At 71.1% G+C, this 24,331-nt stretch carries 33 protein-coding genes and 2 pseudogenes; 17 read left to right on the top strand and 18 right to left on the bottom strand.

What is annotated here, in order from left to right; translation table 11 throughout:
- Positions 1-3 precede the first annotated feature (3 nt).
- From AC068Z_RS05625 to AC068Z_RS05615, 3 genes are read left to right on the top strand one after another with little or no spacing between them, the layout of a single operon-like run.
- On the top strand, positions 4-399 hold the full coding sequence (locus AC068Z_RS05625; RefSeq protein ID WP_478552615.1) for a RidA family protein: 396 nt from the start codon (positions 4-6) through the stop codon (positions 397-399).
- On the top strand, positions 396-884 hold the full coding sequence (locus tag AC068Z_RS05620) for a DUF488 domain-containing protein (RefSeq protein ID WP_478552613.1): 489 nt from the start codon (positions 396-398) through the stop codon (positions 882-884). The genes AC068Z_RS05625 and AC068Z_RS05620 overlap by 4 nt, the downstream gene beginning before the upstream one ends.
- Before the next feature lie 56 nt (positions 885-940).
- Complete coding sequence (locus AC068Z_RS05615) at positions 941-1,495, top strand: HXXEE domain-containing protein (RefSeq protein WP_478552611.1); 555 nt, start codon at positions 941-943, stop codon at positions 1,493-1,495.
- Positions 1,496-1,530: 35 nt separating this feature from the next.
- Here the strand turns inward: AC068Z_RS05615 and AC068Z_RS05610 are convergent.
- A pseudogene (locus AC068Z_RS05610) lies at positions 1,531-1,963 on the bottom strand (DinB family protein); the annotation flags it as partial.
- Positions 1,964-2,214: 251 nt separating this feature from the next.
- Between AC068Z_RS05610 and AC068Z_RS05605 the strand changes: the two are divergent.
- Complete coding sequence (locus AC068Z_RS05605) at positions 2,215-3,225, top strand: alpha/beta fold hydrolase (RefSeq protein ID WP_478552610.1); 1,011 nt, start codon at positions 2,215-2,217, stop codon at positions 3,223-3,225.
- A gap of 28 nt (positions 3,226-3,253) precedes the next feature.
- On the opposite strand, the gene AC068Z_RS05600 is transcribed toward AC068Z_RS05605, so the two are convergent.
- Positions 3,254-4,150: a phosphorothioated DNA-binding restriction endonuclease gene (locus AC068Z_RS05600; RefSeq protein WP_478552608.1), complete on the bottom strand. Its 897-nt coding sequence runs from the start codon at positions 4,148-4,150 to the stop codon at positions 3,254-3,256.
- A gap of 219 nt (positions 4,151-4,369) precedes the next feature.
- Here AC068Z_RS05600 and AC068Z_RS05595 point away from each other — a divergent pair, with 219 nt between their 5' ends.
- A complete protein-coding gene (locus tag AC068Z_RS05595; protein WP_478552606.1) occupies positions 4,370-4,792 on the top strand; it encodes a VOC family protein in 423 nt (140 codons plus the stop codon).
- A 51-nt stretch (positions 4,793-4,843) separates the two neighbouring features.
- Positions 4,844-5,116 carry a hypothetical protein gene (locus AC068Z_RS05590; protein ID WP_478552605.1) on the top strand — a complete coding sequence of 91 codons (273 nt, stop codon included), beginning with the start codon at positions 4,844-4,846 and terminating at the stop codon, positions 5,114-5,116.
- Positions 5,117-5,186: 70 nt separating this feature from the next.
- Here AC068Z_RS05590 and AC068Z_RS05585 read toward each other — a convergent pair.
- Positions 5,187-5,584, bottom strand: a pseudogene (locus AC068Z_RS05585) (DUF5990 family protein); the annotation flags it as partial.
- A 182-nt stretch (positions 5,585-5,766) separates the two neighbouring features.
- Between AC068Z_RS05585 and AC068Z_RS05580 the strand changes: the two are divergent.
- On the top strand, positions 5,767-6,219 hold the full coding sequence (locus tag AC068Z_RS05580) for a DUF5707 domain-containing protein (RefSeq protein ID WP_478552603.1): 453 nt from the start codon (positions 5,767-5,769) through the stop codon (positions 6,217-6,219).
- A 48-nt stretch (positions 6,220-6,267) separates the two neighbouring features.
- Positions 6,268-6,501, top strand: a complete 234-nt coding sequence (locus AC068Z_RS05575; RefSeq protein WP_478552602.1) for a hypothetical protein — start codon at positions 6,268-6,270, stop codon at positions 6,499-6,501.
- A 6-nt stretch (positions 6,502-6,507) separates the two neighbouring features.
- Here AC068Z_RS05575 and AC068Z_RS05570 read toward each other — a convergent pair whose 3' ends face one another.
- Both AC068Z_RS05570 and AC068Z_RS05565 read right to left on the bottom strand, forming a co-directional pair.
- On the bottom strand, positions 6,508-7,059 hold the full coding sequence (locus AC068Z_RS05570; RefSeq protein WP_478552600.1) for a YciI family protein: 552 nt from the start codon (positions 7,057-7,059) through the stop codon (positions 6,508-6,510).
- A gap of 64 nt (positions 7,060-7,123) precedes the next feature.
- The gene (locus AC068Z_RS05565) at positions 7,124-7,837 is read right to left on the bottom strand and encodes a bleomycin resistance protein (RefSeq protein WP_478552598.1); all 714 of its coding nucleotides are present in this window, start codon (positions 7,835-7,837) and stop codon (positions 7,124-7,126) included.
- A gap of 170 nt (positions 7,838-8,007) precedes the next feature.
- Here AC068Z_RS05565 and AC068Z_RS05560 point away from each other — a divergent pair, with 170 nt between their 5' ends.
- Positions 8,008-8,496 carry a hypothetical protein gene (locus AC068Z_RS05560; protein ID WP_478552596.1) on the top strand — a complete coding sequence of 163 codons (489 nt, stop codon included), beginning with the start codon at positions 8,008-8,010 and terminating at the stop codon, positions 8,494-8,496.
- Positions 8,497-8,546: 50 nt separating this feature from the next.
- Entirely contained in the window at positions 8,547-9,305 is a 759-nt protein-coding gene (locus AC068Z_RS05555; protein WP_478552595.1) for a hypothetical protein, read from the top strand.
- A 9-nt stretch (positions 9,306-9,314) separates the two neighbouring features.
- Here the strand turns inward: AC068Z_RS05555 and AC068Z_RS05550 are convergent, their stop codons facing one another.
- The 5 genes from AC068Z_RS05550 to AC068Z_RS05530 all read right to left on the bottom strand — a co-directional run bounded on the left by AC068Z_RS05550 (position 9,315) and on the right by AC068Z_RS05530 (position 12,510).
- Complete coding sequence (locus AC068Z_RS05550) at positions 9,315-9,788, bottom strand: DUF6174 domain-containing protein (protein ID WP_478552594.1); 474 nt, start codon at positions 9,786-9,788, stop codon at positions 9,315-9,317.
- Between the two features lie 85 nt (positions 9,789-9,873).
- Positions 9,874-10,368 (bottom strand): hypothetical protein, encoded by a 495-nt coding sequence (locus AC068Z_RS05545; protein WP_478552593.1) that lies wholly within the window; start codon positions 10,366-10,368, stop codon positions 9,874-9,876.
- A 49-nt stretch (positions 10,369-10,417) separates the two neighbouring features.
- Positions 10,418-11,092 carry a hypothetical protein gene (locus AC068Z_RS05540; protein ID WP_478552592.1) on the bottom strand — a complete coding sequence of 225 codons (675 nt, stop codon included), beginning with the start codon at positions 11,090-11,092 and terminating at the stop codon, positions 10,418-10,420.
- Positions 11,089-11,568, bottom strand: a complete 480-nt coding sequence (locus AC068Z_RS05535; protein WP_478552590.1) for a hypothetical protein — start codon at positions 11,566-11,568, stop codon at positions 11,089-11,091. The genes AC068Z_RS05540 and AC068Z_RS05535 overlap by 4 nt, the downstream gene beginning before the upstream one ends.
- Positions 11,569-11,841: 273 nt before the next feature.
- A complete protein-coding gene (locus tag AC068Z_RS05530; RefSeq protein ID WP_478552588.1) occupies positions 11,842-12,510 on the bottom strand; it encodes a TetR/AcrR family transcriptional regulator in 669 nt (222 codons plus the stop codon).
- A 113-nt stretch (positions 12,511-12,623) separates the two neighbouring features.
- Between AC068Z_RS05530 and AC068Z_RS05525 the strand changes: the two genes are divergently transcribed.
- A complete protein-coding gene (locus tag AC068Z_RS05525) occupies positions 12,624-13,322 on the top strand; it encodes an NAD(P)-dependent oxidoreductase (protein ID WP_478552586.1) in 699 nt (232 codons plus the stop codon).
- 13 nt (positions 13,323-13,335) lie between these two features.
- On the opposite strand, the gene AC068Z_RS05520 is transcribed toward AC068Z_RS05525, so the two are convergent.
- The 5 genes from AC068Z_RS05520 to AC068Z_RS05500 all read right to left on the bottom strand — a co-directional run bounded on the left by AC068Z_RS05520 (position 13,336) and on the right by AC068Z_RS05500 (position 16,914).
- Positions 13,336-13,692, bottom strand: coding sequence for a hypothetical protein (locus AC068Z_RS05520; protein ID WP_478552584.1), 357 nt, complete (start codon positions 13,690-13,692; stop codon positions 13,336-13,338).
- Positions 13,693-13,766: 74 nt separating this feature from the next.
- Positions 13,767-14,192 (bottom strand): tetratricopeptide repeat protein, encoded by a 426-nt coding sequence (locus tag AC068Z_RS05515; RefSeq protein ID WP_478552582.1) that lies wholly within the window; start codon positions 14,190-14,192, stop codon positions 13,767-13,769.
- Positions 14,193-14,195: 3 nt separating this feature from the next.
- The gene (locus AC068Z_RS05510; protein ID WP_478553717.1) at positions 14,196-15,290 is read right to left on the bottom strand and encodes an LLM class flavin-dependent oxidoreductase; all 1,095 of its coding nucleotides are present in this window, start codon (positions 15,288-15,290) and stop codon (positions 14,196-14,198) included.
- An 82-nt stretch (positions 15,291-15,372) separates the two neighbouring features.
- Positions 15,373-16,362: a pirin family protein gene (locus AC068Z_RS05505; protein WP_478552580.1), complete on the bottom strand. Its 990-nt coding sequence runs from the start codon at positions 16,360-16,362 to the stop codon at positions 15,373-15,375.
- 63 nt (positions 16,363-16,425) lie between these two features.
- A complete protein-coding gene (locus AC068Z_RS05500; RefSeq protein WP_478552578.1) occupies positions 16,426-16,914 on the bottom strand; it encodes a MarR family winged helix-turn-helix transcriptional regulator in 489 nt (162 codons plus the stop codon).
- A gap of 113 nt (positions 16,915-17,027) precedes the next feature.
- On the opposite strand from AC068Z_RS05500, the gene AC068Z_RS05495 reads away from it, so the two are divergent.
- From AC068Z_RS05495 to AC068Z_RS05485, 3 genes are read left to right on the top strand one after another with little or no spacing between them, the layout of a single operon-like run.
- On the top strand, positions 17,028-18,056 hold the full coding sequence (locus AC068Z_RS05495; protein ID WP_478552576.1) for an LLM class flavin-dependent oxidoreductase: 1,029 nt from the start codon (positions 17,028-17,030) through the stop codon (positions 18,054-18,056).
- 38 nt (positions 18,057-18,094) lie between these two features.
- Complete coding sequence (locus AC068Z_RS05490) at positions 18,095-18,772, top strand: NADPH-dependent F420 reductase (protein WP_478552574.1); 678 nt, start codon at positions 18,095-18,097, stop codon at positions 18,770-18,772.
- 52 nt (positions 18,773-18,824) lie between these two features.
- Entirely contained in the window at positions 18,825-20,087 is a 1,263-nt protein-coding gene (locus AC068Z_RS05485; RefSeq protein ID WP_478552573.1) for a cytochrome P450, read from the top strand.
- Positions 20,088-20,091: 4 nt separating this feature from the next.
- Here the strand turns inward: AC068Z_RS05485 and AC068Z_RS05480 are convergent, their stop codons facing one another.
- Together AC068Z_RS05480 and AC068Z_RS05475 are read right to left on the bottom strand one after the other, a co-directional pair.
- Positions 20,092-20,916, bottom strand: coding sequence for a Cof-type HAD-IIB family hydrolase (locus tag AC068Z_RS05480; RefSeq protein ID WP_478553716.1), 825 nt, complete (start codon positions 20,914-20,916; stop codon positions 20,092-20,094).
- 78 nt (positions 20,917-20,994) lie between these two features.
- Positions 20,995-21,537, bottom strand: a complete 543-nt coding sequence (locus AC068Z_RS05475) for an AAA family ATPase (RefSeq protein WP_478552571.1) — start codon at positions 21,535-21,537, stop codon at positions 20,995-20,997.
- Positions 21,538-21,670: 133 nt separating this feature from the next.
- On the opposite strand from AC068Z_RS05475, the gene AC068Z_RS05470 reads away from it, so the two are divergent.
- Positions 21,671-22,273: a tellurite resistance TerB family protein gene (locus AC068Z_RS05470; RefSeq protein ID WP_478552569.1), complete on the top strand. Its 603-nt coding sequence runs from the start codon at positions 21,671-21,673 to the stop codon at positions 22,271-22,273.
- Between the two features lie 215 nt (positions 22,274-22,488).
- Here AC068Z_RS05470 and AC068Z_RS05465 read toward each other — a convergent pair whose 3' ends face one another.
- Positions 22,489-22,728, bottom strand: a complete 240-nt coding sequence (locus tag AC068Z_RS05465; RefSeq protein ID WP_478552567.1) for a hypothetical protein — start codon at positions 22,726-22,728, stop codon at positions 22,489-22,491.
- A 128-nt stretch (positions 22,729-22,856) separates the two neighbouring features.
- Between AC068Z_RS05465 and cpt the strand changes: the two genes are divergently transcribed.
- Both cpt and AC068Z_RS05455 read left to right on the top strand, forming a co-directional pair.
- Positions 22,857-23,390: a chloramphenicol phosphotransferase CPT gene (gene cpt / locus AC068Z_RS05460; protein ID WP_478552566.1), complete on the top strand. Its 534-nt coding sequence runs from the start codon at positions 22,857-22,859 to the stop codon at positions 23,388-23,390.
- Between the two features lie 185 nt (positions 23,391-23,575).
- The gene (locus tag AC068Z_RS05455) at positions 23,576-24,319 is read left to right on the top strand and encodes a carbonic anhydrase (RefSeq protein WP_478552564.1); all 744 of its coding nucleotides are present in this window, start codon (positions 23,576-23,578) and stop codon (positions 24,317-24,319) included.
- The last annotated feature ends 12 nt before the right edge of the window (positions 24,320-24,331 follow it).

Here is a 24,331-nt window from a genome sequence, read left to right as displayed (position 1 = left end):
GCGATGGAACGCACGGCGGTCAACCCGGTGACGTGGTCGGTGGAGCTGGGTTTCAACCAGGGTGAGCTCGTCACCGGGCACACCCGGACCCTCTACTGCTCCGGACAGACCGCGATGGGCGAGGACGGCAAGCCCCGGCACGACGGCGACATGGCCGCACAGCTGGCGCTGAGCCTGGACAACCTGGAGGCGGTACTGGGCGAGGCCGGCATGTCCCTCGCGAACCTCGTCCGGCTCAACGTCTACACCACCGACGTCGATCAACTCTTCCCGCACTATGGCGTGCTGGCCTCGCGGCTGGGCGCCGCCAGGGTGGCACCCGCCACCACCATGCTCGGGGTGGCGCGGCTGGCGATCCCCGGCCAGATGGTCGAGCTCGAAGGGACCGCCGTCGCATGACGGTGCCCAGAATCGTGACGGTCGGCGTCTACGGCTTCGACGCCGCCTCCTTCGTCCAGCGGCTGCGGGACGCCGACGTGCACCTCCTGCTCGACGTACGTCAGCGCCGTGGCGTCCGTGGACCGGAGTACGCCTGGGCGAACGCCCGAAGGCTCCAGAGGGCCTTGGCCGAGGCGGGAATCGCCTACGAGCACCACCCCGACCTCGCCCCCACCACCGAACTGCGTCACCTCCAGTACGCCGAGGACGACCGCCAAGGCGTCGGCAAGCGCTCACGCCGTGAACTGGCCGCCGAGTACATCCGCCGCTATACGACGGAGATCCTCGACGAAGCCGACCTCACGCCGCTCGTCCCGGCGCTGTCGAGCGGTGGCACCGCGGCGCTGTTCTGCGTCGAGCGCGACCCGGAAGCCTGCCACCGCTCACTGATCGCCCGGAGGCTGGCCGAGCGGTACGGCGTCGTGATCGAGCACTTGCGCCCGTGAGAGCCCCATAGCCCCCCGGTCCGATCGCACGCCACAGGTTGCGAGAGGGTCGCACCATGAGCGGACACGGGAACGGTCGGAGCACTGAAGGAGTCGGCGCCGCAGTCACTTTCGGGCTGTGGGCCGCGTGGGCGGCGCACGACGCGGAGGAAGTGGCCATGGTCCCGCGGTGGGCTCGGGCCCGGGTGCCCGAGCTGCGGGAGCGGTATCCGCAGGTGCCGGAGCGGATATGGCAGGGGCTGGAGTCCGTCGACGAGCGCGAGTTCGCGGCCGCCGTAGCGGTGATGGCGTGCGTGGTCGCCGCCGCGGCGGCGGACGGGCACCGCACCGGCGGGCGCTCCGCCTTCTACCAGGCGTCCCTGAACGGATTCGGGTTGCACGGCCTGGTCCATCTGGCGCAGGCCGCCGCCGTACGCGGATACACCCCCGGCTCGGTCACGTCCCCGCTGCTGGTCATCCCCTTCACCCTCTGGGCTCGCGGCCGTATGCGGCGCGCCGGGGTGCTGCGCCCCGCGCGGCCACGCGATGTCGCGCAGGGCCTGGCACTCGCCGCGGCGGCCACGGCGGGGGCCCACGCCCTGGGCCGACGGCTGGTCGGTCGCCGCACCTGAACTCGGCCTGGGCGGTGTCCGGAGTCGTACCCGAAGCGCGCCCGCCACAGGTCGCGCAGGAGGGCGATCTCCGCCATGTGGTGGATGAACTCCAGGCAGCCTCCCGACAGGACGCCGATGAACGGTTCGTCGGGGTCTGAGCCGTAGGGGTACTGGGACAGGCCGACCGTGTCGAGTCGCTCCTCGGTCAGGGCCCCGACGTCGGCCCGCCAGCGGTCCAGCGCGGGCCAGAAGCGGGCGAGGGCCACGGCGGCGGACGGGCTGAAGTCGACCATCCGCCGGGGGTCCTGGCGCCGTTCGCCGAAGGTCCACTCCCACTGACCGTCGAACTGGACGTGCAGATGCGCCAGTCGCCACGCGACGGTGGTGACCGGTGTCTCGCCGGGCTCCAGCGGGCCGGTGTGGTGGAGGATCGACCTCCTCGTACTCGTTCGCCGGGATGTCCGGGGCGGCCAGGTCCAGAACCCACAGCACACCCAGACGATCCGTCCGCACCCCCGAGATCTCCATCTCGGCTCCCCTCGCGGTCGCGTGTCGCAGCCTCGTCGCGCCGCGGAGCCCAACGGGCGGGACAGCGACGGGCGAGCCGTCTTCCCGACGGCACCACCCGTGAACCCGCCTTGCCGAAACGGCAAAGCCGCTCGCGATGACGGCTGCTGCCTCGCATGATCGGCACTGATACGGCACAGCAGCGGAGATCCACGACCTGGAGGACACGTATGCCCCAGCACCCCTCGCAGCTCACACACCGGCTGGTCTCCTCCCCCGCCGGCCGGATCCACCTCGCCGAGCAGGGCACCGGGCCCCTCGTACTGCTCCTCCACGGCTTCCCCGAGTCCTGGTACTCCTGGCGCCACCAGCTGCCCGCACTCGCGGCAGCCGGATACCGTGCCGTCGCGGTCGACGTCCGCGGCTACGGCCGCTCCTCCAAACCGGCCGCCGTGGACGCGTACCGGATGCTCGACCTGGTCGAGGACAACGTCAGCGTGGTCCACGCCCTGGGCGAGGAGTCCGCGATCGTCGTCGGGCACGACTGGGGCGCCGCCATCGCCGCGAACTCCGCCCTGATCAGGCCCGAAGTCTTCAGCGCGGTCGGGCTGTTGAGCGTTCCCTACACCCCGCGCGGAGGCCCCCGCCCCAGCGATGTCTTCGCAAGCATGGGTGGCGAGGAGGAGTTCTACGTCTCCTACTTCCAGGAGCCGGGCCGCGCCGAGGCAGAGATCGAACCAGACGTACGCAGCTGGCTCGCCGGCTTCTACGCCGCCCTGTCCGCCGACACCATGCCCGCACCCGGCGCCCCGGACCCGCACTTCGTCGGCAAGGGCGGGAGACTGAGTGACCGCTTCCCGCACGGCCGCCTGCCCGCATGGCTCAGCGAGCACGAACTCGACTTCTACACAGCGGAGTTCGAACGCACCGGCCTGACCGGAGCACTCAACCGCTACCGGAACATGGACCGCGACTGGGAGGACCTCGCCCCCTACGACGGCGCTCCCCTCACCCAGCCGTCCCTGTTCATTGGCGGCACGCTCGACGCCTCCACGGCCTGGCTGGCCGACGCCATCGAGGCCTACCCGGTCACGCTGCCCGGGCTCATCTCCTCCCACCTCCTGGACGGCTGCGGTCACTGGATCCAGCAGGAACGCCCCGACGACGTCAACCGGATCCTCACCGACTGGCTCGCCGCACTGCCAGCCCTGACGGCATCACACGGCCGGACGCACCGCTGACGCACCGGCCAGCCGGGCACGCACCCCGCTAGACCGGCTCGGCAGCCGGGCGCGGGCTGCCGCGGAAGACCTGGCGGGCGTGCCAGTCGCGGTGGCCGGCCGCGACCGGGGGCGTGCCCGGCTGGGGGCCGACGAGCGGACGGCCCGCCAGGGCTATGACGTGCTCGCGGGCGGCGGCGCTGTGGCCGACGAAGGACTGGGAGACCAGGATCCGGTGGCCGTCGCCGACACCGAGGACTCCCTTGTCGAAGAGCCTGTGGTGCAGCGAGCACAGGCACAGCCCGTTGTCCACGTGGTCGGGGCCGCCGAACGCCCACCACCGTACGTGCGCGGACTCCAGACCGACCGGCACGGGACCGATCCGGCCGTCGTAACCGCAGAAGGCACAGCGGAACTCGTAGGCGGTCAGCACCAGTTCGCGCATGCGCCGGTCCCGCCGTCGGCGCGCGGCCACGAGACGTTCCGCCTCCGCGGGCTCCAGCTCCAGGCCCACGGCCTCGCACAGCTCGGTATGGAGCGACGGCGGGAAGTGCAGGTCGAGCAGGACCCGGGCGATCCGGCCGAGCAGCTCGGGGTCGCGCCGCAGTGCCGATCTCAGCCCGGGTGCGAGGCGTCCGGCGGCGCCCGTTTCCCGCAGGTCACGCAGACCGGTGCCCGGACTGCCGGAACCGCGGTCCGTGCGCACCTCCCACACGCCGTCGCTCACCAGGTGGTGGAACGGGTAGGCAGGTGTCGTGCGGTTCGGCGGGCCGTACTCGTTCAGCAGACGCTGGAGATCGCTCTCCACGGCGCTGTACCGCAACGCGCCCTCCGCGTCCTCCTGGAAACGGCCGAGGGCGTACAGGAGCAGCAGCGGTTTGTGGGGCGCGCGGGTTCCGTTCCGCGCCCACTGCCTGAGCTTCGCGGTGCGTTCGAGCCAGTCCATGGGCGGTGATCGTAATGGCGTTGCCTCGGTCTCCGATGGTGACTAGGGTCGGTCTCGTGACTGCCGGGTCGGCCTTGAGCCATGCACGAGTTGGGGTCCCGGCCTCGGCGTGAGCGCGGGGCGGGCGAGGGGCCCGCCGTCTGTTTCCTGTCTTTGCGACCGCCGCCCCATCGCGGCGCCTGTCACCAGCGCATCCCGAGACCGGAGACCCATTCACTGATGTCCCATGACCACCCGCCCGTCGCCGAGCCGCCGTCGGCCGGCGTCCAGCTCAACCACACCGCCGTCTACGCGAGCGACCGGCAGCTGTCCGCCGAGTTCATCGCCACGATCCTCGGCCTGGAGGTCGGCGCCCCGTTCGGCCCGTTCCTGCCCGTCGACCTCGGCAACGGCGTGACCCTCGACTACTACGAGATGCGGGCCGAGCCGATCCAGTCGCAGCACTACGCCTTCCTCGTGCCCGACGACCGGTTCGACACGATGATCGCCCGTCTGGAGGCGGTCGGGGTGACGTACTACGCCGATCCCGGCCACACCGAGCCCGGGCGGATCAACCAGCTGTTCGGCGGTCGAGGCGCCTACTTCGACGACCCGGACGGCCACAACATGGAGATCATGACCCGGCCGTACGTCCGCCCCTGAGGCACCGGCGCTCGCCGCGCGGTCCGGGGCAAGGCTTCTTACGATCAACGGGTGGCACACACCTTCGACGAGCTGATCGAGAAGCAGCGCGCCGCGGACCAGGCGCAGCGCCGGGTCGAGGCGCTGCGTGAGCAGTACGGCCCCCAGCGCGGGGCCGGTGGCTGGTCGCACACCCAGACCGAGACGTACAACACCGCGTGGCGCGCCTCGCGGGACCTCGCCCGTGACGCCCATGGCGCCATCACGGAGTACGCGAGGGAGCGAGGCGCGTCGCGCGGCGCCGTCGAGGCGGAGGTGGCGGAGGCCGCCCGCAAGGGCACGTAGGGCGACGCCGGCCGCCGCTCGTAAGGGCACATAGTGCGGCGCCGGCCGCGGTCACGGCCTCCCGCACGCTTCAGGCGGGCTGCGACCGGTCCGCGACCTGCGCCGTCCAGGTGATCCTCGGCGGTACGACCCGTGCGCCCAGCGGCAGCCCGCAGGCGTCGGTCAGGCCCAGGCGCCCGACGAGCAGTCCGTCGCGCGCGGCTCGGTCGAGGACGCCCGCGGGGACGGCGTCCAGCATGAGCCTGGCGCGCCGGAACATGGCGAAGGCGCCGGCCTCGTCGACCGCTCCCCCGGACAGGTCGATGAACCGCGCGCCCGGGCAGCCCTGCACGTACGCCCCCTGACGTCGGTGCCCGTGGCGGACGGCAGCGCGGTGCGGTCCAGGGTCCAGGTCTCGGTCCGCGCGTCACCCGGTCGGCGGCCGAGAAGCTCGGCCGGCCGGTCACGGCGCTGCAGGGCGACCTGGAGCGGCGGGGCCGCCTGATGACCCTACTCACGGGTACCGCTCATCGGTACCGCGCACGATCACCTACGTGGTGTTGAGTACGCGTGCTCACGTCCGGGCCTGCCCCGCGTTGCGAGGATCGGTGCAGCGGCGCGGACCAGCGCGCCGGCTCCAATCCAGTTGAGACAGTTACGGAGAACTCGCCATGTCCCGTCGTATCGCTCTGTCCGTGGCAGCCGGTGTCGTCGTTCTCGGAGGCGCCGGGGCCGTCGGCCTCGCCTACGCGGGCGACCAGCCTCCGGTGCTCGCGGACAGCACGGCGCGCTACACGACCCCGGACGGCGGCCGGGACGGCTCGCTCGCCTTCACCACCGAGGTCACGGCGTCCTCCGGCATCAAGAGCGTGAAGGTGCTGGCCTGGGCGGAGAACTCCTCGCTCGCCAAGAAGCAGGTGACCGCCGAGGAGATGGCGAAGGTGGAGTCGGCCGACTGCGCGTCCGTCGACGAGGACACCGTGCGCTGCACCTACCGCACCCCCGTGACCAGCGCCGATGCCGCGTCCTCCCCGAAGGGTGCGTGGCACGTGGCCGTCCTCGCCACCGCGGAGGACGGCAGCACCACCCTGGACCGGAAGGCTGCGGGCTTCACCGTAGGCTGATCGGAACGCATCGAGGCCGCCAGGCCTCACTTTCCAGGAAGCAGGCCCATGACCTCGGACGGCGAGCGATCACGCATCACGGTCGACGGAGAGGAGTTCGAGGTCGTCGAGTCCCACGACGGCCCCGGGTCCTACGACCTGACCTGGTTGTCCGGACCTGACCCGCAGTACGGATTCGGCTTCCGCACGCATCCTCCCGCGCGGGTCAGCCGGGCCGAACTCGAAGAGGCCGTACGGGACTTCCTCTCCCAGGTCGACCCGGCTACGGGCCACATCGAGTAACGGGCCCTACTCCTCCCGGCCGCCGAACTCCCAGTCGTGGACCTCGATGTCGGCGTACCGGTCCTTGGTCAGTACGGCGCGGGCGGCCTCCGGGTCGGGGGCCCTGAGCAGCACCGCCGTACCCAGCCAGGTGGTTCCGTCGTCGGCGAGCAGAGGCCCGTACGCGATCAACTCCTTATCGACGGTGGGCAGGTCGAGGTCGGCAGGCTGCCCCTCCCCCAGGCCGAGGACGAGGTAGCGGTTGCCGCCGGTCCGGCCGCCGGGGAAGTCCCACATCGTGCGTCCGAGGAGGTTGCGCCACCGGCGCAGCAGTACGTCCCGGTACGCGCCGGCCTGGTAGTTGGGCTCCTCGAAGGCGAACGCGCGGGCAGCGGCGGCGTCGGGCAGATCGAGGATGTGCACGCTGCCGGTCGGTGTGTCGCCGTCCTCGCCGAAGGTCGGGCCGCGGGCGATCATCCGGGCGGCGTACCCGTCCATGTACGACCAGTGTTCCTCCAGCAGTCGCTCGCGCAGCGGGAGGGAGCCGGGGCGGTCACGGTGGTAGCAGAAGTACTCCATGGGCACGGAGCCTTGCCGACATGGGCCGGGCTCTCAACCGAGTTGTGGGGCGCGACCGCGCCCGTCACGAGCGGTCGCCGGAGCGTAGATCCTCAAGGCGTGCGAGGGTGTCTCGCGCCGCCTCTCGCTCCTCGCTGCTGAGCGGGATCGCCGCGGCCCGGGTGAGGGCCGAGGCCGCCAGTTCCTCCTGGGCGAGCCGTTGGGCGATGTCCGCGCGCAGTACGAGGAGTTGAAGCAGCTGCACGGGTGTCGGCTTCTCCTCGTCGAGGCCGAGCACCCGGTCGATGATCTTCGCCGCGCTCGCCGGGGCCTCCTTGGAGTCGGCGAGGAGGGAGGCGTGGTGCAGGGCGTGCGCGAAGGTCTCCTCGGGTGCGGGCCAGTAGTGGAGGTCCTCGCTCGTCTGCTGTCCGACGCGGATGCAGTTGCCGCCGGGGTCGGTCATGAGGAACTGCCGTACGCCGTAGGGCATGTCCTTCAGCGGGCCGATGCGCGGGAGACCTCGGGTCGGGATTCTGCCGTAGGCGGCCTTGAGTCCGGCCCGGAACGCGGCGTGCAGTGCGTCCACGGCGTCGGTCTGGACGTAGCAGGTGCTGTACGACTCGGCCGGCTCGTACCGCTTCATCGCGAAGAACTGCAACTGGATGCCGCCGCGCTCGACGACCGCGTAGGGGTTGGGACTCCGCTGCTGATAGGTCAGGTCGAAGCCGAGGGCGGTGTAGAAGTCCAGCACGGGCTGCAGTGTCTGGCAGGGCAGGATCGGAATGGTCTTCTCACTCATGCCAACATTGTAGTCAAACTTGACTAGCATCGTCGATGCCGCCGACCCTGGCGAATCCCCGGCTCCAGTCAGCAGGGACGATTCGATCGCCGAGTACCCGGCGGTGAACAACTCCCCCTCCACGCCCGTACTTCCCACCGATGACCGGCGGTTCAGGACAGGTGGATGACGTGCCCGAGCAGCAACCATGGGGATCCGGCGGGCGAGGGGGGTCCATCCGGGCGGCGAGACGTGTGGCCGTCGCCGGAGGTCTGGCGTTCCTGCCGCTCCTCGCCGGATGCGGTGACGGGGAGGAGAGAGCGAGCGACGCGGCCAAGGCGGCGAAGGTGTCCGCCGCTCCGTCCGCGGGCGTCGTCGCGCCCGCCAAGGTGGAGGTGATCGCCGGTCTGACGGGGTGCACGGCCAAGATCCGGATCGAGGCCGACGAACTGCGCCAAGGGGTGTGCCACACCAAGAAGGCGGACTACCTCATCACCACCTTCCCGGAGGAGAAGTACAAGCGGACCTGGCTGGACTCGGCCAGGGTGTACGGCGGCACCTATCTGGTCGGCACGCGTTGGGTGGTCAGCGCGGAGCCGGAGCTGCTGGGCTCGTTCCGCGAGAAGCTCGGCGGCACGATCCAGCAGCTCCAAGGGATCGGGTCCACCCCAGGGTCGTAGGCGAGGGGTCGGGTCGTTCGGCGTCCTGCGCGGATTGTCATACTCCCCGAATGGAGACGCGGGCGATGGAGGCGGCGCGGCGTTGGCTGGCCGGTCAGGGCGTCAGCCAGGTGGCCGGCGGATGGGTGAGCACGGAGGCTCCCGACACGCTGCTCACCTCCGGTCAAGTGGCGCATTCCTGGGCGGCCGACGTGTTCGCCGAGGACCTGGACGCGGCCGACCGGGTACGGCTGGCCTTCGGGTTGCTCGACCTCCTCGACGCCTACTGGGTCACCTGCGAGATCCGGTTCGCGGACGAGGGCCCGGAAGGCCCCCTGCCGGCCGACGTGCTGTGGGACGGTTACCGTCGGCGGCTGGAGGCGGACCGGGACGTCGAGGCCGTCACCTACTCGCTGTGGGTGGACTGGTTCGAGGACCGCGGTACTGCCGCGAGGGCCTTCGCCGAGGTGCTCGGCGACGACATCGACCGCGTGGTCGCCGACCCGTCGGAAGCCCTCCTGCGGCGGGCCCGTCGAGTACTGGAGTGCTCGGGCCCGGCGCCCTGGCCGGTGAAGGAGCCGACGTACCGCACCGCTGTACGGCTGCCCGCCCTGCACCCGGCGCTCTTCCTCGGGCTGCGGGCGGGCTACCACGACGTGTACGGCGACCTGGAACCCGCCGCCGCGCTGGACCTCCTCGACCGACTGGAACTCCCGCCGGACACCGAGCACTTCGCCGCACTGCGTCACGTGCTCGCCGCGGGGCATCAGAACCATCACCGCGCTCCCCACGCGTGGGAGGACGCGGCGCGCTCCTCCTCCCGCTCCTGAGCGGAACGGTCAGACGCCCTTGGGCCGGTAGTCGGTGATGACGTAGGACGCCTCGTCGTCGATCGCGTTCTCCAGCCAGTCGATGGTGATGCGTTCCGGGTGGCCGTCGGCGGCGCGTTCGGCCTCCGCCTTGTCGGCGTTCTCCTTGCGGGCCTGGTCCAGTTCGTCCAACAGGTCGCCGATCGTGGGCACTTGGTCCGGCGACTGGGCGACCAGGCGGCGTGCGCTGTCGTCGAGGCCGACCGCATCGGCCACCTCGCCGTCGCGGACCGTCACCTTGAACCTGCCGATCAGAGCGCGTTCCCCCTGACTCGACTCCAGCGTGTACGTGTACGCGGCGGGCTCCTCCCACACCACTCCTCGCGGGGCTCCGGGCGAAGCGACGCTGTCCTCCTCGCTGCCGCAGGCCACGGTCATCGACAGCAGAGCACCGCCGAGTACGGCGGCGGAGAGGGCGCGGGCGCGCAACAGCACGGGGTTCATGACGAGGGTCCCTTCGACACGGTTGCTCCTGTGACGCCGACCGGGGCCGGAACGTTCGGAGCGACGGTGACGGCTTCTCGGATCATCAGGTGCTCGCCGTGGCCCCCGTCCCGCCCTTCGCCTCCCCGCCCACGTCACGCACCCACACGGGAAAAGGTGGCGTCTCCGGCTCGTCCCCGCCATGGCCGTCCTCGAGGTCCGACCAGGCGACCACACCGGGATCCGGGTCCATGAGGAAGCCCTCGATCACCGGACCGAGGTCGCCGGAGAGCACGTACGCGGCGGAGAACGGCAACTCGTCCTCGGCCACCGACGCGGTGGAGCACCGGAGTTGGCCGGCCTGTCGGTCGTGCCACACGTAGAAGGTCGCGACCCCTGCGTAGCCCAGCTCACGGATCCGGCGCCGGATGCCTTCGGCGGTCCCTTCGAAGGCCGCGACCACCTCGGGCACGGACAGGGTCCGCCTGTCCTCGTCCGTCGCGCCGAGCCACCAGGTGTTGGTCCGCGACTCCGCCTGCCGGCCGGCCGGGTCCAGAACGAGGGGTTCGTCGGCCACCTCGGCGATCCACGTCAACAACACGCCGCAAGTATGGCCCGCCCGGCCGGCTCAAGACCCGGCGGGCGGCCGGTCACACCGACGAGAGGTCGATCGCCCGGTCCACGTCCTGTGGCCGCAGAACCCGCAGGATGCCCTCCAGCAGGTAGTAGTCGGCGTACGGGAGGGAGATCTCGACACCGTCCTCCGCGGGGCGGTTGCGGGTGCAGCGGGCCACGACCGCTTCGGCCCGCGAGGAGTTCTCGGTGAGGCAGTTCCGGGAGAGGGCGGTGAGCAGACGCAGGGCCGCTGTGCGGTAGTCCTGTCTGCCCGTGACCGCGGCGAGGTCCAGGAGGCCGCAGGCCATGATGGCTCCGGCGGAGGCGTCCTTGATGTCGTGCGGTTGCTGCGGGGCGCGGTAGTCCCAGACGGGGATGTGGTCCGGCGTCAGCGCGGCCAGCGCGTAGTCGGCCAACTTCCGTGCGGTGGCCAGGAATCCCGGGTCTCCGGTGCGGCGGTGGATCGTGGTGAAGCCGTACAGCCCCCATGCCTGTCCGCGCGACCAGCACGACGTGGGGCCGTAGCCCTGGACGGTGCCGGGTCCGAGCGGCGCGCCGGTCGCGGGGTCGAAGTCGTAGACGTGCGGGGTCGATCCGTCGGAGCGCGGGAAGACCCGCTGGGCCGTCTTCGCGTGTTCCACGGCGATGTCGAGGTACTTCGCGTCCCCGGTCTGCTCGCTCGCGAAGGCCAGCAGGTCGAGGTTCATCATCGTGTCGATGATGACCCGGCCGGCGTTGCGCGGATCGTCGAGCGCTCCCCAGGCCCGGATGAAGCGGTCAGGCGCCAGGCGGTTAACCAGGAGGGACAGTAGAGGAACCCGAGGTCGTGGGTGGTGGTGTCGTACTGGCGGGGTGCCAGCTTGCGCGCCGACTCCATCGCTCTCGCCCGCAGGTCGTCGTCACCGCTGTGCAGCCAGGCCATCCACAGGCTTCCCGGCCAGAATCCGCCCACCCAGTCGCCGTTCTGCGAGTAGACCCACTTCTCGAACTTGGTGCCGACGGGGAAGGCGGTCACCCGCGGGGCCACCTCGCGGATCTTCGCCACCGCGTAGTCGGCGGCGTCGCGCAGGGTTCGGGCGACCGAGGCGGGTGGCTGCGCCGATACGGGAGCCTGCCCGGGCAGTGCCTGTGCGTTCGGTGCCGAGGTGACGCCGAGGGCCGCGGCACCCGCCGCGGTCGTCAACACGGTTCGCCGGGAAACAGTCACAGGTCGTCCGCCTCGCCAACTTCAGTTCCATGTCCGGGAGTTGAGGAGTCTGGCACAGCGGCCACCGGATTGAACACCTACGTGTGCGATATTCATGTACGTGAACGATGATCGTGACCGCCCTCGCCTGGGAGTCGTCGGCTGGGAGGTATCCGGCTGCACGGACGCCGAGACGCTGGCGGGAAAGCTGCCACGGGAGCGGAGCATCGGGTACCTGGTCCCCCAGGGCGCCGGCCTCTTAACACCCGAGTCCTACGGCTTCGCAGTGCCGTCCGGGTCGAGCGCGTCGAGGATGAGCGTGAGGCCGTAAGCGAACTCGTCGCCGTAGTCGTAGCCGGGTTTGAGGACGTGCTCCGTGGCCAGTTCGGCGAGGTGGGGATAGGCGTCGGCCGGCATCTCGCGCAGGATGTCTCCCGCGACCTCGCCCAGTTCCTCCTCCCCCCTGAACGGCAGGCTCAGCTCCTGAAGCACGAAGCCGTACAGGTAGCTGTCGATGAGCGATACGGCGTGCGCGGTCATGGCGACGGAGAGCCCTCCGGCGCGCAGCGCGCCGATGACGGCGTCGTGGTGGCGCAGGGTCGCGGGGCCGGGGCGGGAACGGGAGTCCATGAGGCCGATGGCCCACGGATGGCGTTTGAGAGCGGCACGGGCGGAGTGCGCGCGCTCGCGCATGGCGGCCTTCCAGTCGGTGTCGCGCGACGGCAGCTCGATCTCGGCGAACACGGCGTCCACCATGCCGTCGAGGATGTCCTCGCGGCCCTTCACATGGTGGTAGAGCGACATCGCCTCGACGCCCAGCGGTTCGGCGACGGCCCGCATGGTGAGCGCCGCCGAGCCCTTCTCGTCCGCCACCGCCACCGCCGTACGGATCACGCGCTCGCGATTGAGCGGGGCGCGCCGGGCCTTTCCCGCGTCCCCCATCCGGAACCTCTCCACTCCGTCGACCTGGTCGGACGGACTCGCCCGTTGACCGCCTTACAGCATAAGGCTAGCGTACCTTACAACATAAGGTCGCTGGCGGAGGGAGCCGCGCCATGGGCACTGATCGGATGAAGAAGGTCTGCATCGTCGGAGCTTCGGGGAAGCTCGGGCGGTACATGGTCCGGCACGCGCTGGAGCGCGGCTACGAGGTCGTCGGCGTGTGCCGGGAGCGCAGCGTGCCGAAGCTGGCCGAGTTCGAGGGGCGGATGACCGTCGTTCCGGGGCAGACGGACGACCCCGAGGTGATCCGGCGGGCGGTCGCCGGGTGCGACGGCGTGCTGACGGTGCTGGTTCCCTGGGGCGTGCGGCAGTACTCCTCGGGTACGGCACAGGCGGTGCTCGACCATGCCGGGCCGGGGGCCCGGCTGGTCTTCTCCTGCGGCTGGCACATCACCCGCGACGGCAAGGACTCCTACTCGCGGATGTTCACCCTCGGCGTCCGGATCGCCGCCGCCCTCGGCAAGCTCGTCCGCGCCGTCGAGATCGACGACCAGGTGGAGGCGTGCCGGCGGATCTTCGCCAGCGACACCCGGTGGACCGTGGTGCGCGGCAGCTCCCTGGAGGAGGGCGAGAGCCAGGGGCTGCCGGTGTGGAGCCGGCATGTGGGCGATCCGGTGCTGGCCGGCAATCTGACGCGCCGGGTGGACTTCGCGCTGTTCATGGTGGCGGCGCTCACCGACGACACGCTGGTCCAGGAGGCCCCGGCGATCGTCGGCTGCCGCACGCCGAGCGCGCTCGCCCGTCAGGCCTGAAGCCGCCCCTGGCTCAACTGATCTGGCACCCCTGGGAGTCGGTGGCGACACCGTCGATCCTGTTGCCCCAGGACCAGTCCGGCGACCGGTCGCCGACCCAGATCTTCCGGTAGTAGCAGGTGCCGCCCGCGTGGTCGATCGCGTAGACGACGACGTCCGAGTTGGACTCGAAGGAACGCGCCTTGTCGTGCATGTGTTCCGGCACGTCCGTGTAGCCGTACGGGCGGTAGCACCAGGAGGCTCCCCGGTAGCCGGGCTCGGTGTAGAAGCACACTTCGCCGGGGCCCGCGGCACCGGACGGAGTCGAGAGAGTCATGGGCAGGACCGTCGCGAACACGGCGACGGCGAGGGCCCGCAGGATGCTGTTCATGCACCGCAAACGATCTCCCTGGGATGGAGACACGCCTCGGGGGCACCGTGCGACCGGTGCCCCCGCCGGGTTCCTCAGTCCTCCTTGGGCAGTTCACCCGAGAAGGCCGCGGCCATACGGAGCCAGGGTGCCGCTTCCTCCGGGCGTCCCTGGCGTTCCAGGGTGCGGCCCAGCATCAGGTGGGCGTAGTGCTCGACCGGGTCGCGGTCGATGACGCGCCGCAACTGCTCCTCGGCTCGGCGCAGTTGCGCGGAGTGGTAGTAGGAGCGGGCGAGCAGGAGCCGGGGGCCGGTCTGCTCCGGGACCTCCTCGACGACGTCGGCGAGGAGGCGGGCGGCGCCGATGTAGTCCTTGGCGCCGAAGAGGAGTTGGGCCCTCTCCCAGCGTTCGAGAGCGGTCTCCTCGTGCGGGGCGCCGGCGCCGTTGTCGAACAGGTGCAGGGCGCTGGCCCAGCGGTCGGGCGCGACGCCGTCGTGCGCCGGGTAGTCGTTGAAGGTCATTGCTCAGTCATCCTTCCCGAGGGCGATTTGGTTCGCGGCGAGCAGCGAGGCGTGGGTGGGCGCGTCGGGCACGTCGGCGGGACGTCCCCTCGCGAACTCCTTCCGCAGCACGGGCACGACCTCCTCGCCCAGCATGTCGATCTGCTCCAGCACCGCCTTCTGCGGAACTCCCCCGCCGTCCACCACGAACAGCTGGCGCTGGTAGTCGCCGAAGTGCTCGCGGAAGGTGAGCGTCTTCTCGATGACCTGCTCCGGGGTGCCGACCGTCAGCGGGGTCTGCTCCATGTACTCCTCCAGAGCGATCCCGCCGCCCATCACCGGGGAGTGGTCGAAGTACGGGCGGAACTCGCGGACCGCGTCCTGGGAGCGGGGACGCATGTACACCTGGCCGCCGAGTCCGACGATCGCCTGCTCGGCGGTGCCGTGGCCGTAGTGCGCGTACCGCTCCCGGTACAGGTCGATCAGCTTCCTGGTGTGCTCCTTCGGCCAGAAGATGTTGTTGTGGAAGAAGCCGTCGCCGTAGTAGGCCGCCTGTTCGGCGATCTCCGGCGAGCGGATGGAGCCGTGCCAGACGAACGGCGGCACGCCGTCCAGCGGGCGGGGCGTGGACGTGAAGCCCTGGAGCGGGGTGCGGAACTTGCCCTCCCAGGTCACGACGTCCTCGCGCCACAGACGGTGCAGCAGCGCGTAGTTCTCCACGGCCAGACTGATGCCGTCGCGGATGTCCTTGCCGAACCAGGGGTAGACCGGGCCGGTGTTGCCGCGGCCCATCATCAGGTCCACCCGGCCGTCGGCCAGGTGCTGGAGCATCGCGAAGTCCTCGGCGATCTTCACCGGGTCGTTGGTGGTGATCAGCGTGGTCGAGGTGGACAGGACGATGCGCTCGGTGCGCGCGGCGATCCAGCCCAGCATCGTGGTCGGGGACGACGGCACGAACGGCCGGTTGTGGTGCTCACCGGTCGCGAAGACGTCGAGACCGACCTCCTCGGCCTTCAGCGCGATGGCGGCCATCGCCTTGATCCGCTCGTGCTCCGTCGGCGTCCGGCCCGTGGTGGGGTCCGGCGTGACGTCGCCGACGCTGAAGATGCCGAACTGCATCGTGATCAGCCCTTCCATGAGGTTGATACGTCAACCGTACGGCCCTAACGCGGGCCCGGGCCCCGCTATTCCGGCATGGTGGTCAGGCGCGCGGCGGGTTCCGGCGGGGCCTGATCGTGGCGTGCGGCAGGGCGGGGGCGGGCAGGCGGTCGCCGGGGTAGCCCTCGACGGCGCCGAAGCGGTCGGAGGCGGCCTCCCAGTCCTGGCGGGCCCGGGCGATGTCGTCATGGCTGCGGCCCACGAAGTTCCACCACATGACGATCTCCTCCTCGAACGGCGACCCGCCGAGCAGGACGGTCCGCGCCGGCTCGTCGGTGAGGTTCACCAGGGTGAGGGCGTGCACGCCGGGGTGGACGTATCCCAGCTCCGCGCGGTCCAGCAGGGTGCCGGAGAAGCGGACCTCGCCGGTGTCCACGAGCAGGCCGTGCTCGAAGCCGGGGTCCACGGCGAGGGTGACCTCGGCGCGCGGCGCGAGAACGATCTCGGCGCCGAGCAGCGGCGAGAAGGTGCGCACCGGGGAGGTGACCGAGGCGAGCGAGCCGAGGAAGACCCTGATCTCGGCGCCGTCGAAGCGCACCGGCTCGGGGACGTGGTGCTGGAAGTCGCGGGCGGTGTTCCGGTGCTCCTCGGGCAGCGCGACCCACAGCTGCACGCCGTGCAGGACGGTCGTGGCGGGAGTGGAGACTTCCGAGTGGGCGATGCCGTAGCCGCCCGTCATGAGGTTCATCTCGCCGGGCCGGACGAAGGCGTGGGAGCCGAGGCTGTCGCGGTGCTCGATCTCCCCGCTGAACAGCCAGCTCACCGTCTGCAGTCCGGTGTGCGGATGGGGTGGGACGCGCATGCCGTCCGTGGTGGCGACGTCGTCCGGGCCGTAGTGGTCGGCGAAGCACCAGGCGCCGATCAGGGTCCGGGCCCGCTGGGGCAGTGTGCGCCGTACGGTCATCGCGCGCGGGCCGCCCAGGGGCACCTCGCGGGCGGAGAGCACCTCGATCTTCGGCTCGTCGTCCGCACGGCTGTCGTCGATCGACACGCCGCAGCGCACCGCCGCGGGCTCGGCTTCCACATTGCTCACCTGGACCATCTCCCTCGTGCCTGGTCGTTCATGAGGAAAGCCTACGCGCGGTTGATCAATCACCTAAGGGCGCGCCAAGCGCTCCCCCCGCAGTTCCTCCAACCCCGCCCTCAGCGCCCCCGCCAGCTCATCGGCCGTGGCCAGCTGAGCCGGCGTGAGCGCGGCGACGAACAGCTCGCGCACGGCGCGCAGATGCGGCAGGCAGGCGCGGCGGAACGCGTCGGCGCCCTCGCCGGTCAGTACCACCTCGGCGCCCCGGCTGTCGGTGGCGCACTCCTCGCGCCGGACCAGCCCTCGCCGTTCCATCCGGCCGAGGTGGTGCGAGAGGCGGCTGCGCTGCCAGCCGACGCGGACGGCCAGCTCCGAGGAGCGCAGCCGCCGCCCCTGCGCCTCGCGCAGCGCGAGCAGGACCGCGTAGTCGCCGGGCGAGAGGGCGGACTCGCTCTGCAGGCGGGAGGTCAGCTCCGCGCGGAGCGCTTCCGTCGTCTCGATGAAGTCGCGCCAGATGCGCAGCTCTTCGGGGGTCGGCAACGCCTCGCGTCGTTCTTCCATGGGGTCACCGTCCTCTTGGTTGACACATCAATTAGACCGCGCGATGATTGACGCGTCAACCACTTGTTGGCCGCCTCGCCCGTTGGCCGCCCCGCCCTCGAAGGAACCCAGCCATGTCTGATCTCGTCTTCGGCCTGGACACGTTCGGCGATGTGCCGCAGGACGACAACGGCGCCCTCGTGTCCGACGCGCGCGCCATCCGGCAGGTCCTCGACGAGGCCGTGCTGATGGAGGAGACCGGCGTCGACGTCATCGCCCTCGGCGAGCACCACCGCCCCGAGTACGCCATCTCCACCCCCGAGACGGTCCTCGCCGGCATCGCCACACGCACCGAGCGGATCCGTCTCTCCTCCGGCGTGACCGTGCTCAGCTCCGACGACCCGGTCCGGGTCTTCCAGCGCTTCTCCACCGTTGACGCGCTCTCCGACGGCCGCGCCGAGATCATCCTCGGACGCGGCTCCTTCACCGAGTCGTTCCCCCTCTTCGGCTACGACCTCGGCGACTACGACGTCCTGTTCGAGGAGAAGATCGAACTCTTCGCCGAGCTGCTGAAGGAGAAGCCGGTCACCTGGCGCGGCACCCAGCGGGCCCCGCTCGACGCCGCCGACGTCTTCCCCAAGACCGAGTCGGGCCGGCTGACCACCTGGGTCGGCGTCGGCGGGACGCCCCAGTCGGTCATCCGCACGGCGCGCTACGGCTTCCCGCTGATGATCGCCATCATCGGCGGCACCCCGGAGCGCTTCGCACCGTACGTCGACCTGTACCGGCGCGCCGCCGACCAGTTCGGCACCACCGCCCACCCGGTCGGCATGCACTCGCCGGGCTTCATCGCCGACACCGACGAGGAGGCCCGGGAGCTGCACTGGCCGCACTACAAGGTCATGCGGGACCGGATCGGCGCGCTGCGCGGCTGGCCGCCGGTCCGCGAGGAGGAGTACGCGGCCGAGATCGAGCACGGCTCCCTGTACATCGGCTCGCCCGAGACGGTCGCCCGCAAGATGGCCCGCGCGATCAAGGCGCTCGACGTGGGCCGGTTCGACCTCATCTACACCACCGGAGCCCAGTCGATCAGCGCCCGGCTGCGGTCCGTGGAGCTGTACGGCACGAAGGTGCTACCGATGGTCCGCGACCTGCTGGCCTGAAACGACTCGTGCCTCACTGGACCTTCTTGGGAGCGGACATGACCACCACCATCGGAATCCTGGGCGCCGGCAAGGTCGGTACCGTGCTCGCCCGGATCGCCGTCGCCGCCGGGTACCGCGTCCTCATCGCCGGATCGGGCGACCCGTCCAAGATCGCCCTCACCGTCGAAGTACTCACCCCCGGCGCCGTCCCGGTCAGCGCGGACGAGGCCGCCGCGAAGGCGGACATTGTCGTGCTGGCCCTCCCCCTCGGCAAGCACCGCGGCGTCCCGGCCGACGCGCTGGCGGGCAAGCTCGTCGTCGACGCCATGAACTACTGGTGGGAGGTCGACGGCAGCCGCCCGGACCTCACGGATCCGCGCACTTCCTCCAGCGAGATCGTGCAGACCTTCCTGGCCGGGGCACGGGTGGTCAAGGCCTTCAACCACATGGGCTACCACGACCTGGAGGACGGGGCCCGGCCCCCCGGCACCGGCGGACGCAAGGCCATCGCGATCGCCGGTGACGACCCCGACGACCTCCGCACCGTCTCGTACCTCGTCGATGCCCTCGGCTTCGACCCCGTCGTCGCGGGCCCGCTGGCCTCGGGCGTACGGCTGGAGCCGGGCACGGAGCCGTTCGGCGCCAACGTCGGCGCCGAGGAGCTGCGGGCGATGATCCGCCGCTTCCCGGAATCGGAACGGGGCCGGGCCGTCGCCGCTGCGCGAGCGGCGTGATGCCGGGCACTTACCCACGGTCACCGGCCGAGCAGGTGTTAGCGTCCCGGCCGTGACTCCCCCGGCCCTGGGCGTATCGGCGCCCGATCTCACCGCTCTTGACCTCTTCGGCGACGACTTCACCCGTGATCCCTATCCGTGGCTGGAGTCGCTGCGCGCCGAGGCGCCGGTGCACTTCGATCCCGGCACGGGACTGTGGCTGGTCAGCCGCTACCAGGACGTACGCCATGTGCTGCTGGCGCCGGAGGACTTCCTGCCGGACAACGCGCAGCACGCCGTCAGCCCGCTGCCGTTCGGCGTGCTGCGCGTGCTCGCCCGGGCTGGCTTCGGCCTCCCGCCCGCGCTGGCCAACAACGGCTCCGAAAGCCACCCCGGACTGCGCCGGGTGGTGACGCGGTTCTTCAACGCCCAGCGGGTCGCCGCCGCCGTACCGGCGATCGAGCGCATCGCCGACGAGCTGCTGGAGGACGTACAGCAGCAACTGGCCACCCCCGGGGACCGCGTCGATCTGTTCACCTCGTTCGCCCAAGTGCTGCCGTGCCGGGTGCTGATGGAGCTGCTGGGCATCGACAGGGTTCCGCCGGCCACCCTGATCCGCTGGAGCGACGCCTCGCTCGAACTGTTCTACGGCCGTCCCGCACCGGATCGTCAGCGGGAACTGGCGGTCCTGGTGGGCGAGTTCCATCAGTGGCTGACCGAGACGGTGGCCGGCGGCGCGGCCCGTCCCGGCTCCTTCGTCCACGCCCTGACCGACCACCGCCTCCCCGACGGGGAACGGCTGGACATGCCGACCGCGGTCGCCGCCTGCTTCTTCGTCTTCATCGCCGGGCAGTCCACGACCGGCCAGCTCATCGCCACCGTGCTGCGTCACGCGCTGACCGAGCCCGGCACGTGGGACCGCGTCGCCGCCGAGGAGGGCGCGGCGGGGGCCTGGGTCGAAGAGGTGCTCCGGCGCGAGCCCCCGGTGACGACCTGGCGGAGGGTCACCGCCCGCCCGCTGCGACTGGGCGGCGTGGACCTGCCGGCCGGAGCGGAGCTGCTGCTCATGCTGCTCGGCACCGGATCGGACCCGGAGGTCTTCGACGCCCCGGAGCGCCTGTGCCCGCACCGGCCGAACGTACGACAGCACCTGGCCTTCGGCGTCGGCCGCCACCGCTGCCCGGGCGCCTCCCTCGCCCGTACCGAAGCGACGGTGGCGCTCACCTCGACGGCCCGCCGCCTGCCGGGCATCCGACCGCTCACATCGGCGGACGACCCGATGCTGGGCCTGCTGTCCTTCCGCGCGCCGCTGCGGGTGCTGGTGGAGGCGTCGTAGCGCTCTACGGCACGAGCGCGTCGACGAACGCCTCCAGCACCCGGGCCACACCGTCCTCGTCATTGGAGGAGGTGCGGTGGCGAGCGGTGGCCAGCACGTCCGGGTGGGCGTTGGCCATGGCGTAGGAGCGGCCGACCGCGGTGAGCATGGGCAGGTCGTTGGGCATGTCGCCGAACGCGGCGATCTCGTCGGCGCCGATGCCGAGCCGTGCGCTCCAGTCGATCAGGGTGCTCGCCTTGGTGACGCCGGGCGCGCTGAACTCCACGAGCGACAGACCGGTGGAGTGGGTGGTCTCGGCGTCCGGGCCCGCTGCGAGCCGGGCCCGCTCGAAGAAGTCGTCGAGCGGCAGCGTCGGGTGGTGGGCGAGGATCTTCAGCAGCGGCCTGGCGGGGGCACGGGCGACCAGCGCCTCGGCCGTACCGACGATCTCGACGGCGTCGCCGCCGAACGACCAGGTCGGATAGGCCGGTTCATGGCCGAAGTCGCGATCGTACTCGACGGAGAAGGAGACGCCGGGGACCGCGGCACGCACGCGGGTCACCAGCCCGGTGGCCGCGAGGGGCCCGATCGGCGCGGCGAGGGACAGGGATCCGTCGGGGGTGTGTACGGCGGCGCCGTTGGCGGCGATGACGTGGTGCGGTCCGATGCCCTCCAGCAGCACGGGGACGACCCGGGACGGGCGCCCGGTGACCAGCACGACAGGCATGCCGGCCGCTTCGACCGCGGCCAGGGCGGTCCTGGTGCGCGGCGACAGCGTCCCGTCGCTGCGCAACAGCGTGCCGTCGAGGTCGGTGGCGATGAGTCTGGGCGGGTCGACGGGCGGCGTCATGGCCACGGCGGGCACCTTCTCGGTCGGGACGGGCGGGAGCGCGCGCCCCAGTCTAGTTGATGCATCATCTTCGCGGTCTCACGACGGCTCGGCGCCCCAGCCCGTGACGGCCACGACCTCCCGGGCGATGTCCACCACGCGCCGGCCGTCGGTGGCCACCCGCACGGTCTGCGCCGGTGCCCGGCTGTCCAGGAGCCGCGCCTTGCGCATACTGCCCGCCAGTTCCTGCTCCAGCTCGGAGCCGAGTTCACGTCCGGCCAGACGCCCTCGGGCCGTGGCGTCGGAGGCGGTCAGCAACACGCGGACGAGACGCACGCCGGAGCCCATGGCCCGCTGGAACATCCCCGTCGCCTCCGGGAGCACACTCGCGGTGTTCGTGTAGATGAGGCGCCGGCACCCGCGTGCGGCGAAGTTGGCCCATACGGCGGTCAGGTTGCTCTGGGTGATGGCCGCCCGATGCGGGTCGCCGTCCGGTGCCGGATGGATCTGCCCCATGAAGTCGCCCTCGATGACCGCGTGGGCGACGGCCGAGGCCCGCAGCTGCGCGGAGACCTCCCAGGCCACCGTCGTCTTGCCCACCCCGGCCCGGCCGCCGATCAACAGTGCTTCCGCGTACGTCATGGCTGCAGCGTGCCAGCGGGTGAGGGCCGGGCGCGATCGGGTATCAATGATCGTGCGGTTGCGGAGGAACCTTGACGTGTTCGCGGCCGTTGAGCGGTTTGAGAAGAGTCAGACGAGTACCGAGGTGACGGCAATGGCAATGTTCGACCGGCTCAAGGACCAGGCGAAGAGCTTGCAGCGCCAGGTTCAGGGCGGCCAGGGGGCGGCTCATGGGCACGGCAGCAGCTCGCACGGCGCCGGCTCGCACGGCAGTCCATACGGAAGCGGTTCGCACGGCAGCGGTTCGCAGAGCGGATCCCGGGCCAAGCTCGTCGGCCTGGTGAAGTCACAGCTCGGCTCGCTGAAGGCCGAGCTGAAGAGCGGTGCCTACCGGGACGCCAGCATGGCGATGTGCGCGCTGGTCGCGGCTGCCGACGGACACGTCGACGCGTCCGAGACCGCGCAGATGGAGTCGCTGATCCTCGGCAACGACGTCCTGCAGAACTTCCCGCCGGAGCAACTGCGTCAGCGCTTCCACCAGCACGTCTCCGCGCTCACGCGCAACTTCGTGCAGGGCAAGGCCGAGGCGATCCAGGAGATCGCCAAGGCCGCGAAGAAGCCCACCGAGGCCCGCGCGGTGATCCAGACCGGCATGGTGATCGCGGGCGCGGACGGCCACTTCTCCCAGGCGGAGGTGGATGTCCTCCGGGAGGCGTGCGGAGTGCTGGGCCTGAACCCGGCGGAGTTCCAGCTCTGACAGCCGAGGGACGCTCCCTCAGATGAAGGGCCCCGGCCCAGGGGGGTCGGGCTCGGGGCCCCATCGCTGCCCACATGGCGCGAGCACTCAGCGCGGCGATGACACGCTTGACCATGTCCGCGCAGAGTGCGGTCGTCCGGGTCGACTTGTTGTCGGCCATATCGGCGGCTCCCCCCAGGGCCCGAGGTGCTTCATGAGCCGTTCGAGGTGGAGCGTCAGGTTCTTGTGGCGTCGTAGCTCTCTGATCCGATCGACCTGTCGGAGGCGAGTGTCTCGGGGGCCCACTCCGGGTGCGGGCCGAGTGTGTCGATGACCCACATCCGGAGCAGGAAGTCGTCGTGGAGGTCGTGAGCGCCCCAACTGCCAGTGCCCTTGCTCCGGTTCGCGAGGAGGGACAGCGCCGCCCATGCGCGCCGAGTCTCGGTCGGCTTGTCGGCGTCGTAGGCGGGGCCCAAGTCGCTCCAGTGGCCAGGTGCTGAGGTCGTCCGTAGGACCCTCCCGGTCCGCGCCGGTGCCCACCACTCGGCTCCCCCAGGTCCGCAATTCGTTTCGTCTCATGTCCCGGCCGTCCTACTGTGGCCCGGTGACGACTCAGCTGATCATTGTCAACGGCGGTTCCAGCTCGGGGAAGTCAGGGCTCGTACGGTGTCTGCAGGCCGTCCTGCCGGATCCATGGCTGGCGTTCGGGGTGGACTCGTTCGTCGACGCCCTGCCCGCGAGGATGCAGGCGTCGGACGGCGGGATCACCTTCGCCGAGGACGGCGGGGTGAGCGTCGGGTCCGACTTCATGGCGCTCCAGTCGGCCTGGGCGGAAGGCATCGCGGGGATGGCCCGCGCGGGCGCCCGGGTCATCGTCGACGACGTCTTCCTTGGTGGAGGCGCCTCCCAGCAGCGGTGGAAGAAGGTGCTGGACGGGGTCGACGTGCTGTGGGTCGGCGTCCGGTGCGCGCGTGAGGTCGCCGCGGGCCGGGAGATCGCGCGGGGGGACCGCGTCCAGGGGATGGCGGCGCTCCAGGCGGACCTCGTCCATGAGGGTGTCGTGTACGACGTGGAGGTGGACACGACCCGTACCGAGTCCCTGGACTGCGCCCGCGTCATTGCCGCGCGGCTGAGCTGATCGACCAACTCCTTCTCCGGGCAGCCGAGTTGAGCACCGAATCCCGTCGCTCAGCTGAGCCGAGTCCCGGCCACCTGTCGCCTCTCACCAAGAGACGATCAACTCTTCACCATGGGCTGTCCACGCCCTGTCCACGATTGGGTTGGACGGGCAAGCGTTCGCACGCCCGGACATACGTTCTGCCCGTGAACTCTGATTCTCTCGCGGGCGCCGAGCGCCCCGCCGAGCCCACCACCCCCCGCCGTTCCCTCCTGCGCGGCGCCCTCACGGGTGCCGCTGTCCTCGGCACCGGACTCGCCGTCGGTGCCACCCCGGCGGCAGCCGCCCCCGCCACGCGACCGCGCCCGACGACACCCGGCGAGGCCCTGCGCGAACTGGCCGCGGGCAACGCCCGTTGGCGCGCCTTCCACCAGAAGCACCCGGACGAGACGCATGCCGTCCGCCGGGAACTCGTCTCCGGCCAGCACCCGTTCGCGGTCGTCCTCGGCTGCATCGACTCCCGCGTTCCCCCGGAGCTCGTCTTCGACCAGGGCCTCGGGGACCTGATGACCGTACGCAGCGCCGGCGAGGTCCTGGACGAGGCGGTGCTCGGCAGCGTCGCGTACGGCGTCCTCGAACTCGGCACTCCCCTGGTCCTGGTGCTCGGGCACCAGTCGTGCGGCGCCGTACGGGCCGCCGTAGAGGCCGAGGAGAGCGGCGGGCAACTGCCCGCCCACATCCAGTACATCGCGGACGAGATCCGCCCGGCCATCGACCACTCCCAGGAGGGCGACGCCCGCATAGACGCCACGATCGACGCCAACATACGGCTGGTCCGCGACCGCCTCGCCGCGGAACCGGACCTCGCGGCCAAGGTGTCCTCCGGCGAACTGGCCATCGTCGGAGCGCGCTACGAGCTGACGAACCAGCTCGTCCACCGCATCGCCTGACGGCAACCTGCC

The sequence above is a fragment of the Streptomyces sp. NPDC043726 genome (genome assembly GCF_056436565.1).
Note: the sequence above shows the minus strand (reverse complement) of the source record. Positions and strands in the feature narration are given on the sequence as shown.